Origin of the sequence: Enterobacter sp. ODB01 (assembly GCF_001623605.1) — a bacterium.
In the GTDB taxonomy this organism is placed as follows: Bacteria; Pseudomonadota; Gammaproteobacteria; order Enterobacterales; family Enterobacteriaceae; genus Enterobacter; species Enterobacter kobei.
In genome coordinates this window covers 1,491,074-1,505,481 of record NZ_CP015227.1, presented here as the reverse complement: position 1 = coordinate 1,505,481, position 14,408 = coordinate 1,491,074, and the positions used below count along the sequence as shown (strand labels likewise).

Genomic DNA, 14,408 nt, shown 5'->3' with positions numbered 1-14,408 from the left:
GCCCGCCATTTTCGTCAGAATGCTAAATTAATACAATGCTTTACCGCTGCTGTCTTTCACGTTGGTTTTCCATGCAGCACGAATCTGCTCAACCACGCTGTCTGGCAGGCTGGCGTAGTCCAGGTCGTTAGCCTGTTTAGCGCCGTTTTTGTATGCCCAGTCGAAGAACTTCAGCACTTCAGCGCCCTGCTCAGGTTTCTTCTGCTCTTTGTGAACCAGGATGAAGGTGGTGGAGGTGATTGGCCACGCACCTTCGCCTTTCTGGTTCGTCAGATCCTGCGCGAAGGATTTGCTCCAGTCAGCGCCTTTTGCAGCGTTAGCAAAGTTCTCTTCGGTCGGGCTTACTGGTTTGCCATCAGCAGACACCAGTTTGGTGTAGGACAGGTTGTTCTGCTTCGCGTACGCGTATTCTACGTAGCCAATTGAGCCAGGCAGACGCTGTACGAACGCAGCGATACCGTCGTTACCTTTACCGCCCAGACCGGTTGGCCAGTTAACGGTAGAGCCGGAACCGACTTTCGATTTCCACTCTTCGTTCACTTTTGCCAGGTAGCTGGTGAAGACGAAGGAGGTACCAGAACCATCCGCGCGGCGAACCACGGCGATGTTCTGAGCAGGCAGCTTCAGGCCTGGGTTGAGCTTAGCGATCGCTTCGTCATCCCATTTTTTGATTTTACCCAGGTAGATGTCGCCCAGGGTTTTGCCATCCAGCACCAGCTCACCAGACTTCACGCCCGGCAGGTTGATAGCCAGAACCACACCACCGATCACGGTCGGGAACTGGAACAGGCCTTCCTGATTCAGTTTATCGTCAGACAACGGCGCGTCTGATGCACCGAAATCAACGGTGTTAGCGGTAATTTGTTTTACGCCACCGGAGGAGCCGATACCCTGATAGTTAACCTTATTACCGGTTTCTTTCTGGTAGGTATCCGCCCATTTGGCATACACCGGCGCAGGGAAGGTTGCACCAGCGCCAGTCAGGCTTGCTTCTGCAAATACAGAGAACGCGCTCAGAGATAAGGTCGCGGCGACAACAGTTGCGACAGTGGTACGCATAACTTTCATAATGTCTCCTGCAAGGATTTCGTAAATCATTGTTTAAGTGGCTACGATGAGCAAAATAGGACAAACAGGTGACAGATAAATGTACGAAATATGACAGTTTTATGACAAACACAAAGGAAGGTGTAACCACATGAAAAATATAGCACTTAATTCATCAGGCATTCATTTTTTTGTCATTTTTATTTTAAAGATCGCCGTTTTGTCCGTGAAATATGACAACGGCTGTCATAAACAGCCGTTAATGGATTAGTGTCCGATTTCAATCGTCAGGGTAGCCGTGCCGTTGAACGGACCGGGCGCGGGTCTGGACCCGGTTGCGCTAGCCGGAGCGCTTGAAAACGTGAGCGTCCCCAGCGTCTCGCCTTCCAGAGTCACGGGCATTTTCGTCGTTTCCGCCTCAAGTTCACCGCCGTTTACATTAATTTCCCTGTTATGTTTATCGTAAATCTTAATACCCACGTCAGGATTATCGGTGGCTACCATCGTACTGTCGGCTGTCGCGGCAGAGGCGTGGAAGGTTGCACCCAGCGTGTCGGTAAACATCATATTTGAACATTTGATATTGACCTGCCGGGTAATCTTGCGTGAAGACACCGCCTGGCCCCGGTTAGCTGAGAATTCCGATGCCAGAATAGACTTGAAATCAATCATTATCGCCTGGCCTTCATCTATCTCGCAGGTTTGCGGGACCGTGACCGATCCCTGCACAATCACATCCGAGATGATTTCGTTCGAGACGGTACGGGGATCGATAGTGGCATAGATATTTGCCATGACCATCGACGGTATGGTGATCGTGCCGGTAAATTGTTTTTTGACATACAGATAAATAAAGCCCGACCCGCCGCTGTAAAACGTGGTTTGCGAACTGACGCCATTATGACACCGGTACGTTCCCCCAATGTCATTTGGCAGGTGATCGAAGGGAACGGTGGTGTAGCCAACGCCAAGAATGTAGATTTGCAAACCGATATCAAGATACTTATTGAGATAATAATAGGAGATATTGTTTCTGCTAGTGGTGGGCTGCAGGGCTGGATTAACCACGCTGGTGATGTAAGCATGATCGTAACTTTCATTTTTCCCCGTCTGGCAGTAGCACGTTCCCTTAAATGAGGTCGTAGAGTTATTCATATCGATCATATGCTGCATGCCAACCAGGTTATCAAGCGTCGTTAATTGTTCCGCGACAGTGAAATAGTTATGGTATTTGCCATTGTCTGGTACGCAGTAGCCGGTAGGCGCCGCATGTAAAAAAAAGCGGCAAAAAAGAGAGTAAAAAGCCAGAATTGGGGTTTCATTCTTATCCTTTATCGACAAATGACAGGCAGTTGCACCAGCCCGGAATCAGGTTTCTGATGGATGTGATAATCAGCCAGACAGGCCTTGCCGCTGCTAAGCGTCAGCGAAAATTGCCCCGATTCGGGCATGCCGGCGAGATAGAGTTCACCTTTGTCACCGACAATTCCCGTTGCGCTTCCCACATCAAGCGCAGCGGTACCCACCGCACCAAACGGTGCTGGCTTGCCGTTCGCCAGTGAAACGCTAAACAGCACCCGATAGCCGATGTGCGTAACAAACTCGGCTTTCACCACCGCGCCACGCGTAGGCACCAGGTTTTGCACGCTGCGTTCCAGCTCAACGTTGCCTGAAACAAAATCCTTATTCTGAAGCGCAATACGGTTCTCATCGTAGGGTGAAAGCTGCGTCTTCACGGTGTAGCCGCGCCAGTCGGTGGCAACGCCGCTGGCGTTATCTACCGATAACCCTGCCGCACCAGGCGCTTTGATCAGCGCCACCGTTTCGCCCATCTCCTGCGAGAAGGTGATGCCTTCGTCGTGGATCAACACGCCGCCGCTGACGCCGTAGTTCAGGCTTTGGCTTTCGTCGCTCCAGGCATAATTTGTCTTTAGCGAGCCGTAGGACGCATCCCAGACCAGACCCGCATTTCCCGCCGAGGTGCCGCGGTTTTCATACACTGACTGCTGTATGTTCCAGCTCAGATTGTTATCGTCGAGCAGATTGCCGTTCAACCCAATCTGGTGGGAAGGTGTGCCATGGTTACTGTGGGCGTAGTTGTAGTTGACGTAGCTGTTGGGTAACCAGGCCGAAAGCGGCAGAGACAGCGACAGCATAACGAGATGCTCGCTTTCATCTTCTTGTTGCCACTCTCCCATGCTGTCAGACACCGTATCGGTATAGTTCCACGACAGGTTCCACACCACCTGCTTCCAGCTGTTGCTGTAGCCTATCTGTATCAGGCGCTGCACATCGTCTGTACGCCAGAATTGCTCCCGGCTCAGTGTAAGATAGACATTACCGTACCCCTCGGAAAACGGTTGAGTCCAGGTGCCTTCTACCCGGCTGCGGCGGTTGCCCGTATGCCAGAAGTTCTCGCTATCGCCCGTGCGCGATGCCCATTCGCCCAGGGTGTAAAACCCTTCCGTTGAATAGCGATAACCTACAATACGCAGGCTGGTATTGCTGACGTCGAACGTTTTTGAGTACAGAAAACGCCAGGATTGCCCCTGCTCGTCATCGTCCGTAAAGTGCGATTGGGCATGGGTGATATCCATCGAAATAGCGCCGATATTGCCGAGATCTTTACCAATGCCGGCGGCAAACGCGCGGTAATCGTCCGCCAGCTGCGTGCCACCATACAGCGTCATTCCCCACGCCATTCCGTGCAATACCTGTGCCTGCATCACCTCTGGCATAAACCGATCGTTATCACGACGCTCACCAATGCTGATGTCCACATCCGTTTGCCCCTCCCGACGCAAAATTGCCAGAGATGCGTAAGGCTGAACAAAATGCTGCTCGCTGCCGTCTTCCTCTTTGATGGAGACGTCCAGATCTCCGCCGCTTGAGGTGGTGTTGAGATCGGTCAACGCAAACGGCCCCTGCGGCACGGCCGACTGATAAATCATGTAGCCGTTCTGGCGGATGGTGACCACGGCGTTGGTTTTCGCCACGCCGCGCACCACCGGCGCAAAACCGTTCTGGCTATCGGGGAGCATGTCGCTGTCGGTGTACAGACGCACGCCGCGCACCTGTGAACTGTCGAAGAGATCGCTCGCGGTCCACGTATCGCCCGCCATGGCCTGGCTGCGCAGGCTGGCAATATCATGCTGTAAGTACGTGCTCAGCGAACGAACGTTACCGCGGCTGTTGACCGCATTTAAGGCGCTATAGTTACGCAGGCGCCATCCGCCAATATTCAGCCCGCTGCGTAAATTCAGGTAGTAAAGATCGTCACTGTCATAGTCTGACTTCAGCGTCTGGGTCGTGGAGAAATCGTAGTTCAGCATCAAAGCGTCAATACCCTGATCCCAGCGCGAGGGCGAAATGGCGTCACGCGCCGTGGCGTCCAGATAGACCTGAGGGATCGACGCCTTCAGCGCAAGCTTTTCGCTGTCCAGCGTCCATTTCGCGCCAGGCAGCACCGGCACCGGTTCACAACCTTCAGCATTCACCGTATCCAGCGCTTTAATCGCGTTCACTTTCAGGCCAAACATCGCCAGCGTGTTTTTTACATCCACAAAACAAGGCGCCAACGCACTCTCCGGATCGTGGCGGAAAAAACGCACCGCCCTGCGCGCAATGAATCGATCGTTCACATAGATATCAACCTGATATTCTCCTTCAGGCAGGTTATCCGGGCGATTGAACTGGCTGATATCGACCTCAATGGGCCGATCAAGCTCCAGCAGACGCACTTTAAAGAGTGGTCGTGTGGCACTGACGAGAAGCGGATAGCTTCCTCCCAGCCACAGCAGGGATAAAATCAAAGAGTGAAAACGTTTCAATACAAGCAACCCCGCCGCGGTTAAAGAGGTTGCTGAATAGCGTCGCTAATCGCGCCGTAATCATTAATACTGTGCCAAGTGAGCATTTTGCTCACGCCAGCAGGCAGCGCCAGCCGACGTGTCTCAAACGGCATTATCATCGCCAGGTCGAGCGGCTTGCCATCAATAGCCACGTCGATCACATTGACGTGAATGGCCGTCGGGTTGGTGACCACCAGCATGCTGCCCTGCCGTTGCCATTTCACTTTCAGAGCGGCTGTTTCAGGCGTTTCCTTAACACCCGCCGGACGCCAGAAGAGTTTAATGCGCGTTTTGATGGCAATTTCCAGCTTGCTGCTTTCTTCGGTTGTCGACGGGGGAATATTTTTAATATTCAGCCAAAACACGGACTCCCTGTCAGACGGTAATTCGCCCTGAGTTTTAATGATACGCAGGACACGCTCCTGGCCGGGCTCCAGCCGGGAGACGGGAGGAATAACCGTAAAGGGCGGCTGGTGCTTATCCGCATTGTTAAAAGGCTCAACCCACGCCTGAAGAAGGTAAGGCAGTGCCGTATCTTTATTTAAGACAGAGAGGGTGGTATCTGCTTTATTTCCAGGGAAGATAACGCGGGTGCCACCAATAACAATCCCGGCACTTGACGTCCCGGTAGCGAATGAGAAAAGAAGAGCAACAAATAAAATTATAAAACGCCTGCGCATATTATATCCTGTAACAGGCCTGGATAATTTCCGATAAAAGGGCGCAACAAACCCAACCTCACCAGGCCTGATTATTTTTTTACAGAAAGAGATTGAAGGAATTAATTACTGTATGTAATCGTAAATTCCGAATCCGCATTGGCAGTGCCCGCCGTTACGGTTGCAGACGTGGCGATATAGCGAGCCATAAATGGTAACGACGCCTTGCCGGAGGAAATAGTGGCAGGCGTAGACTGATTGTAAAGCTTAAGCAGACTGTTATCGGCGCGGTTATAAATTGCAATCGCAACGCCACTCGCCCCGCCAGAAGACAGCTTCAGGTACCCGTCACCGTCTTCGGTGCCGTCAAAACGGGCGCTGGCTTTTTTGTAGGTATCCGGGCAGTTCAGCAGATCGATCTGGAATGCCTGAACCGACGCCATTGACCCCACGCCGGTAAACGTTGATTTATTCACTTTGCCTAAATCAACGGTCTGGTCTTTAGTACCGGTAGACACCTCACAGGTACTATCGATAATTTCGCCCGTGAAATGGACAGTACCATTGCCATTGGCCGCATGTGTCTGCGCACCGAAAAATAAAGAGGAAAGCACAACAATGCTCTTTAACGTATTTCCTTTCATTACAACACCATCCTGAATTATACATTGCAAAATACTATTTCCCTGATAAATACTTCAGGGCATACAAGCGAAGAGCATTAAACTCTTTAAAATAAAAAATAACAAGAAGAAATATTATTCTATTATTCTCGCCTGCCGAATATGGAATAGTTCAGGATGAAATGAGGTCTTAATATAATATTATATTTAAAAAAACAGGATTAATTCTACCAGGATTTATATATCTCTATTATTCCAGAATTATATTTTCAGAGTAAATTTATATTTACCGATCAAAAAATAGCCCCACAATCATAGATTTATGGGGCTATTTCACTTCAATATATAAAATTATTCAACCGTGACCGATTTCGCCAGGTTACGCGGCTGGTCAACGTCAGTGCCTTTGATCAGCGCCACGTGATAAGCCAACAGCTGCAGCGGAACAGTGTAGAAGATCGGTGCAATCACCTCTTCGACATGCGGCATTTCGATGATGTGCATATTGTCGCTGCTGGCAAAACCGGCATCTTTATCAGCGAAGACGTACAGGACACCGCCGCGAGCGCGCACTTCTTCGATGTTGGATTTCAGTTTTTCCAGCAGTTCGTTGTTTGGTGCAACAACGATGACCGGCATATCCGCATCAATCAGCGCCAGAGGGCCGTGTTTCAGCTCGCCTGCCGCATAAGCTTCAGCGTGAATGTAGGAGATCTCTTTCAGCTTCAGCGCGCCTTCCAGCGCGATCGGATACTGATCGCCACGGCCCAGGAACAGGGCGTGATGTTTGTCAGAGAAATCTTCCGCCAGCGCTTCAATACGTTTGTCCTGAGACAGCATCTGCTCAATACGGCTCGGCAGCGCCTGCAGCCCGTGAACGATGTCGTGCTCAACGGAAGCATCTTCACCTTTCAGGCGCGCCAGCTTCGCCACCAGCATCAGCAGAACCGTCAACTGAGTGGTAAACGCTTTAGTAGAGGCGACGCCAATTTCGGTGCCCGCTTTGGTCATCAACGCCAGATCGGACTCGCGCACCAGTGAAGAACCTGGAACGTTACAGATGGCCAGAGAGCCCAGGTAACCCAGCTCTTTAGAAAGACGCAGCGCTGCCAGGGTATCTGCCGTTTCACCGGACTGAGACAAGGTGATCATCAGGCTGTTGCGACGCACAGCGGATTTGCGATAGCGGAATTCAGACGCGATTTCCACGTCGCACGGCACACCCGCCAGGGATTCAAACCAGTAGCGAGAGACCATACCGGAGTTGTAGGAGGTGCCACAGGCGACGATCTGAATATGCTCAACCTTGCCGAGCAGTTCATTGGCATTGGCACCCAGTTCGCTCAGATCCACCTCGCCGTGGCTAATGCGCCCGGTTAGGGTGTTTTTGATCGCGTTTGGCTGCTCGTAAATCTCTTTCTGCATGTAATGACGGTACGCACCTTTATCGCCCGCATCGTACTGCAGATTCGATTCGATCTCCTGACGCTTAACCTGCTCGCCTTTGGTATCGAAGACGGTCACGCTGCGGCGAGTCACTTCCGCGATATCTCCCTCTTCCAGGAAGATAAAGCGGCGGGTCACTGGTAGAAGTGCCAGCTGATCGGAGGCGATGAAGTTTTCCCCCATCCCCAGACCGATAACCATTGGGCTACCGGAACGCGCGGCCAGCAGCGTGGACGAGTCGCGGGAATCCATGATTACCGTACCGTACGCACCGCGCAGCTGAGGAATAGCGCGCAGTACCGCTTCACGGAGCGTGCCGCCCTGTGCCAGCTCCCAGTGCACCAGGTGAGCAATCACTTCGGTGTCGGTTTCTGAGACAAAGGTATAACCGCGCGCTTTCAGTTCTTCTCGCAGGGGTTCGTGGTTTTCGATAATGCCGTTATGGACGACCACGATGTGTTCAGACACATGCGGGTGGGCGTTACCTTCGGATGGTTCACCGTGCGTCGCCCAGCGGGTGTGCGCAATACCCGTCCCGCCGTGCAGCGGATGTTCTTCCGCAGCCTGGGCCAGCATCTGCACTTTACCCAGGCGGCGCAGACGGGTCATATGACCTTCTGCATCTACGACAGCCAGACCGGCAGAGTCATAACCACGGTATTCCAGACGACGTAAACCTTCGAGAAGGATTTCAGCAATATCACGCTGCGCAACTGCGCCAACAATTCCACACATATTTTAGATTCCGAATTTAGGCATGATGCCTGCGTTGTCGCTGACCTGTATTTGCCCTTTCCGGGCACCCCGAGCCTTGTAGAGAGTGGGGTTATAGTTATGGGTACTGCTTGTGGGGGGAGATATATATTTATCTCCTCACCCGGATTTGCCTGATGACGGCTACGCCTTATCAGGCAAACTCAATGGTAGGGCGGGTAAGCGTAGCGCCACCCGCCTTGTTGTTACTTCTTCTTCACCGGGCGTTTCCAGCCCTGCTTGTGCACCTGCGGCACGCGGCTTAACACTAACTCGTTATCCGCCACGTCACGCGTCACGGTCGTCCCGGCGGCAATGGTCACGCCGTTACCTACGGTGACAGGCGCCACCAGCTGCGTGTCAGAACCCACAAACACGTCGTCGCCGATAATGGTTTTGAACTTGTTGGCACCGTCATAGTTACAGGTAATGGTTCCTGCACCAATATTCACGTTGTCGCCAATTTCTGCGTCACCCAGATAGGTCAGATGACCGGCTTTCGAGCCTTTCCCCAGACGCGCTTTTTTCATTTCCACGAAGTTGCCTACGTGAGCGCCTTCCAGCAGCTCAGCACCTGGACGCAGACGCGCAAACGGACCGATAGTACACGCCGCGTCCAGATGAGCATCTTCAACCACGCTGTACGGGCTAATTTCGCAGTCGTCACCGATGACGCTGTTTTTGATCACACAGCCGGCGCCAATTTTGACGCGGTTGCCAAGCTGAACGTTGCCTTCAAGGATAACGTTAGTATCAATCTCAACATCTCGCCCGTGCGACAAGGTCCCGCGCAGATCGAAACGCGCTGGATCGCGCAGCATTACGCCGGCCAGCAGCAGCTTTTCGGCCTGCTCAGACTGATAAATGCGCTCGAGACGAGAAAGCTGCAGACGGTTATTCACGCCGTCCGTTTCACTGATGCGCGCCGGATGAACGGCGGCAATTTCACGCCCTTCGTGGTACGCCATCGCAATGATATCGGTGATGTAGTACTCACCCTGCGCGTTGTTGTTATTGAGCTTCGACAGCCAGCGCTTCATATCTGCGCCATTGGCAATCAGGATACCGGTGTTGATCTCCTGAATCTGACGCTGTTCATCGCTGGCGTCTTTGTGTTCAACGATACCCGTTACGTGGCCGTTCTCACGCGTGATACGGCCATAGCCTGTTGGGTCGTCCAGCACGACGGTTAATAAACCGATGCCGCCCTGCGGTTTGGCTGCACGCAGGCGAGTCAGCGTCTCGACGGAGATCAGCGGGACGTCTCCGTAGAGCATCAGGATGTCTTCGTCATCGGCAAAGAAAGGGGCGGCCTGCTGCATTGCATGGCCAGTACCCAGTTGTTCAGCCTGGAGCACCCAGTTGAGCGCGTCATCGCTCAGCGCCTTTTTAAGCAGATCGCCACCGTGTCCATAAACCAGATGGACCTGGCGGGCCCCCAGTTCATTCGCTGCATCAATGACATGCTGCACCATTGGCTTTCCTGCCAGACGGTGAAGCACTTTAGGCAGATCGGAATACATGCGGGTACCTTTGCCAGCGGCAAGGATCACCACGCTCATCGCACTGTTTGACATACGCATCCTGACGGTAATTTAAGTGAGAAGTAAAAACGTTTGATGCTTAAAATTCTACATCTTTTTCATCATGAATTAAGGCACAAAAAAAAAGCCAGCCTGGTATACAGACTGGCTTTTGAGCTTTTCAAGCCGGTGTTACATCGCTTTTTTGGTCAACTCGATAACGCGCAGTTTCGCGATCGCTTTGGCCAGCTCCGCAGACGCCTGAGCGTAATCCACGTCACCATGAGAGCTGCTAATGTGCTCTTCAGCCTTACGCTTCGATTCCAGGGCTCGTGCTTCGTCGAGATCCTGGCCACGAATAGCGGTATCGGCCAGAACGGTCACACTGCCTGGCTGCACTTCAAGAATGCCGCCGGACAGATAGATAAACTCTTCATGACCGAACTGTTTAACGATGCGGATCATACCAGGCTTAATGGCGGTGAGCAGCGGTGCGTGACCCGGGAAAATACCCAGTTCACCTTCACTACCCGTTACCTGGATTTTCTCGACCAGACCAGAGAACATTTGTTGCTCTGCGCTGACGACATCCAGGTGGTAAGTCATTGCCATATCACCCTCCGATTAAGGCGTTAAAGTTTTTTGGCTTTTTCCACTGCTTCTTCGATGGAACCAACCATGTAGAACGCCTGCTCTGGCAGGTGATCGTATTCGCCTTCCATGATGCCTTTAAAGCCACGGATGGTGTCTTTCAGGGAAACGTATTTACCCGGAGAACCGGTGAATACTTCCGCAACGAAGAACGGCTGGGACAGGAAGCGCTGGATCTTACGCGCACGTGCTACCACCAGTTTGTCTTCTTCAGACAGCTCATCCATACCCAGGATGGCGATGATGTCTTTCAGTTCCTGGTAACGCTGCAGCAGGGACTGTACGCCACGCGCGGTGTCGTAGTGTTCCTGACCCACAACCAGTGGATCCAGCTGACGGCTGGTGGAGTCCAGCGGGTCAACGGCCGGGTAGATACCCAGAGACGCGATCTGACGGCTCAGTACCACGGTTGCATCTAAGTGCGCAAAGGTGGTGGCTGGTGATGGGTCAGTCAAGTCATCCGCAGGTACGTATACCGCCTGAACGGAGGTGATAGAACCGGTTTTGGTAGAGGTGATACGTTCCTGAAGAACACCCATCTCTTCCGCCAGCGTAGGCTGATAACCTACCGCTGAAGGCATACGACCCAGCAGTGCAGATACTTCAGTACCGGCCAGGGTGTAACGATAGATGTTATCAACGAACAGCAGAACGTCACGGCCTTCGTCACGGAACTTCTCAGCCATCGTCAGACCAGTCAGCGCAACGCGCAGACGGTTTCCTGGTGGCTCGTTCATCTGGCCGTAAACCAGGGATACTTTGTCCAGAACGTTAGAGTCGGTCATTTCGTGGTAGAAGTCGTTACCCTCACGAGTACGTTCACCTACGCCCGCAAACACAGAGTAACCGGAGTGCTCGATCGCGATGTTACGGATCAGCTCCATCATGTTTACGGTTTTACCTACACCCGCACCACCGAACAGACCAACTTTACCGCCCTTCGCAAACGGACACATCAGGTCGATAACTTTGATGCCGGTTTCCAGCAGTTCCTGAGAGCTTGACAGCTCTTCGTAGGAAGGTGCCGCGCGGTGGATAGCCCAACGCTCTTCTTCACCGATGTCGCCTTTCATGTCGATTGGCTGACCCAATACGTTCATGATACGACCCAGTGTTGCTTTACCTACAGGCACTTCGATCGGGTGCTCAAGGTCTTTCACTTCCAGACCACGACGCAGACCGTCGGAAGAACCCATCGCGATGGTACGCACGATACCGCCGCCGAGCTGCTGCTGAACTTCCAGCACCAGGCTCTCGTTACCATTCTGTACCTCAAGCGCGTCGTACACGCGTGGTACGGCGTCCTGAGGGAACTCGACGTCCACCACGGCGCCGATTACCTGGACAATCTTTCCAGTAGCCATCTTGAATCCTCTACGTAATTCGTAAACCTGGTTAAACCGCGGCGGCCCCCGAGACAATCTCGGTGAGTTCCTGAGTAATGCTGGCCTGACGAGCTTTGTTGTAAACCAACTGCAGCTCTTTAATCAGGCTGCCGCCATTATCGGTCGCGGCTTTCATCGCCACCATTCGTGCGGCCTGCTCGCTGGCCAGGTTTTCTACAACGCCCTGATAAACCTGAGATTCAACGTAACGACGCAGCAGGGTATCCAGCAGCGGTTTCGGATCGGGTTCATACAGGTAATCCCAGGCTTTCTGCTTCAACTCGTCATCTTCTGATGCCGGTAAAGGCAGCATCTGAGTGATCGTAGGCACCTGAGACATGGTGTTAATAAATTTGTTGCTGACAACGTACAGTCTGTCCAGACGGCCTTCATCATAGGCCTGCAACATCACTTTAACCGGGCCGATAAGTTCGGACAGGGACGGGTTATCACCCATACCGGTCACCTGAGCGACAATGTTGCCACCAACGGAGTTAAAGAAAGAGACGCCTTTAGAGCCAATCAGTGCCAGATCGCACTGAACGCCTTTATCGGACCAGCCTTTCATATCCGCCAGCAGTTTTTTGAACAGGTTAATGTTCAAGCCGCCACACAGACCACGGTCAGTCGACACCACCAGGTAGCCCACGCGCTTAACGTCGCGTTCTTCCAGGTAAGGGTGCTTGTATTCCAGATTACCGTTTGCAAGGTGACCAATCACTTTGCGCATGGTCTCTGCATAAGGACGGCTGGCCGCCATGCGATCCTGCGATTTACGCATTTTGGAAGCGGCGACCATCTCCATCGCTTTAGTGATCTTTTGCGTGTTCTGGACGCTTGCGATCTTACTACGTATCTCTTTTGCGCCGGCCATGAGCTTCTCCTCAATGCCAGGCGGCTTGTCCTGAGACAAGCCGCCGGACGATTACCAGGATTGGGTTGCTTTGAAGGAATCGAGGATAGCTTTCAGCTTGCCTTCGATTTCGTCGTTATAGCCACCGGTCTGGTTGATCTCTTGCATCAGCGGAGCGTGATCACGGTCGACGTAAGCCAGCAGAGCGGCTTCGAAGCTACCGATTTTCGCCAGTTCCACATCTTCGAGGTAACCGCGTTCAGCCGCGAACAGTACCAGGCCCTGCTGAGCAACAGACATTGGTGCGTACTGTTTCTGCTTCAGCAGCTCGGTCACTTTCTGACCGTGGCTCAGCTGTTTACGGGTTGCTTCGTCCAGATCGGATGCGAACTGAGAGAACGCAGCCAGTTCACGATACTGTGCCAGCGCGGTACGGATACCACCGGACAGTTTCTTGATGATCTTGGTCTGAGCAGCACCACCAACACGGGATACGGAGATACCCGGGTTAACCGCCGGACGAATACCGGAGTTAAACAGGTTGGTTTCCAGGAAGATCTGACCATCGGTAATGGAGATTACGTTGGTCGGAACGAACGCAGAAACGTCACCCGCCTGGGTTTCAATGATCGGCAGTGCGGTCAGAGAGCCCGTTTTACCCTTCACTTCACCTTTGGTGAAGTTCTCGACGTATTCCGCGTTAACGCGGGAAGCACGCTCCAGCAGACGAGAGTGGAGGTAGAATACGTCGCCCGGGAATGCTTCACGTCCTGGTGGACGACGGAGCAGCAGGGAAACCTGACGATAAGCAACAGCCTGTTTAGACAGGTCATCGTATACGATCAGTGCATCTTCACCGCGGTCACGGAAGTATTCGCCCATTGCGCAACCCGCGTATGGCGCCAGGTATTGCAGTGCAGCAGATTCAGAAGCGGTAGCCACAACCACGATGGTGTTAGACAGCGCGCCGTGCTCTTCCAGTTTACGAACCACGTTAGAAATGGTGGACGCTTTCTGGCCGATAGCCACGTACACACATTTGATGCCGGAGTCACGCTGGTTGATGATGGCGTCGATTGCCATCGCGGTTTTACCGGTCTGACGGTCACCGATGATCAGTTCACGCTGACCACGACCGATTGGGATCATGGCGTCAACAGACTTATAGCCTGTCTGAACAGGCTGATCGACGGACTGACGATCGATAACGCCTGGTGCGATAACTTCGATTGGAGAGAAGCCATCGTGCTCAACCGGACCTTTACCGTCGATTGGCGCACCCAGGGTGTTAACAACGCGGCCCAGCAGGCCACGGCCAACCGGCACTTCCAGAATACGGCCAGTACACTTAACCTTCATGCCTTCGGCGAGGTCAGCGTATGGACCCATCACAACCGCACCTACGGAGTCGCGCTCCAGGTTCAGTGCGATAGCGTAACGGTTACCCGGCAGGGAAATCATCTCACCCTGCATACAATCGGCCAGGCCGTGGATGCGGATAACACCGTCACTTACAGAAACAATAGTACCTTCATTGTGAGCTTCGCTCACAACATTGAACTGAGCAATGCGCTGCTTGATCAGTTCGCTGATTTCGGTGGAATTCAGTTGCATGCT

11 protein-coding genes are annotated in these 14,408 nt (G+C 52.8%); all 11 read right to left on the bottom strand.

The genetic code is table 11. The annotated features are described in order from the left end of the window. Nucleotides 1-27: 27 nt before the first annotated feature. Nucleotides 28-1,068 carry a phosphate ABC transporter substrate-binding protein PstS gene (gene pstS, locus A4308_RS07175; RefSeq protein WP_014881891.1) on the bottom strand — a complete coding sequence of 347 codons (1,041 nt, stop codon included), beginning with the start codon at nucleotides 1,066-1,068 and terminating at the stop codon, nucleotides 28-30. A 246-nt stretch (nucleotides 1,069-1,314) separates the two neighbouring features. Further along, a complete protein-coding gene (locus A4308_RS07170; RefSeq protein ID WP_231609420.1) occupies nucleotides 1,315-2,202 on the bottom strand; it encodes a fimbrial protein in 888 nt (295 codons plus the stop codon). A 176-nt stretch (nucleotides 2,203-2,378) separates the two neighbouring features. Next, nucleotides 2,379-4,856: a fimbria/pilus outer membrane usher protein gene (locus tag A4308_RS07165; protein ID WP_369900411.1), complete on the bottom strand. Its 2,478-nt coding sequence runs from the start codon at nucleotides 4,854-4,856 to the stop codon at nucleotides 2,379-2,381. Nucleotides 4,857-4,897: 41 nt separating this feature from the next. Then, entirely contained in the window at nucleotides 4,898-5,578 is a 681-nt protein-coding gene (locus A4308_RS07160) for a fimbria/pilus periplasmic chaperone (RefSeq protein ID WP_045134504.1), read from the bottom strand. Nucleotides 5,579-5,679: 101 nt separating this feature from the next. Then, complete coding sequence (locus tag A4308_RS07155; RefSeq protein ID WP_014881887.1) at nucleotides 5,680-6,201, bottom strand: fimbrial protein; 522 nt, start codon at nucleotides 6,199-6,201, stop codon at nucleotides 5,680-5,682. Nucleotides 6,202-6,531: 330 nt separating this feature from the next. Next, the gene (glmS, locus tag A4308_RS07150) at nucleotides 6,532-8,361 is read right to left on the bottom strand and encodes a glutamine--fructose-6-phosphate transaminase (isomerizing) (RefSeq protein ID WP_045134505.1); all 1,830 of its coding nucleotides are present in this window, start codon (nucleotides 8,359-8,361) and stop codon (nucleotides 6,532-6,534) included. A 224-nt stretch (nucleotides 8,362-8,585) separates the two neighbouring features. Next, nucleotides 8,586-9,956, bottom strand: coding sequence for a bifunctional UDP-N-acetylglucosamine diphosphorylase/glucosamine-1-phosphate N-acetyltransferase GlmU (glmU, locus tag A4308_RS07145; protein WP_045134506.1), 1,371 nt, complete (start codon nucleotides 9,954-9,956; stop codon nucleotides 8,586-8,588). A 138-nt stretch (nucleotides 9,957-10,094) separates the two neighbouring features. Next, on the bottom strand, nucleotides 10,095-10,514 hold the full coding sequence (locus A4308_RS07140; RefSeq protein WP_006177560.1) for a F0F1 ATP synthase subunit epsilon: 420 nt from the start codon (nucleotides 10,512-10,514) through the stop codon (nucleotides 10,095-10,097). A 20-nt stretch (nucleotides 10,515-10,534) separates the two neighbouring features. Beyond that, entirely contained in the window at nucleotides 10,535-11,917 is a 1,383-nt protein-coding gene (atpD, locus tag A4308_RS07135) for a F0F1 ATP synthase subunit beta (protein WP_003862362.1), read from the bottom strand. Nucleotides 11,918-11,948: 31 nt separating this feature from the next. Further along, entirely contained in the window at nucleotides 11,949-12,812 is an 864-nt protein-coding gene (gene atpG / locus A4308_RS07130; protein ID WP_014881884.1) for a F0F1 ATP synthase subunit gamma, read from the bottom strand. Nucleotides 12,813-12,863: 51 nt separating this feature from the next. Further along, nucleotides 12,864-14,405 (bottom strand): F0F1 ATP synthase subunit alpha, encoded by a 1,542-nt coding sequence (gene atpA, locus A4308_RS07125; protein WP_003862367.1) that lies wholly within the window; start codon nucleotides 14,403-14,405, stop codon nucleotides 12,864-12,866. Between the last annotated feature and the right edge of the window lie 3 nt (nucleotides 14,406-14,408).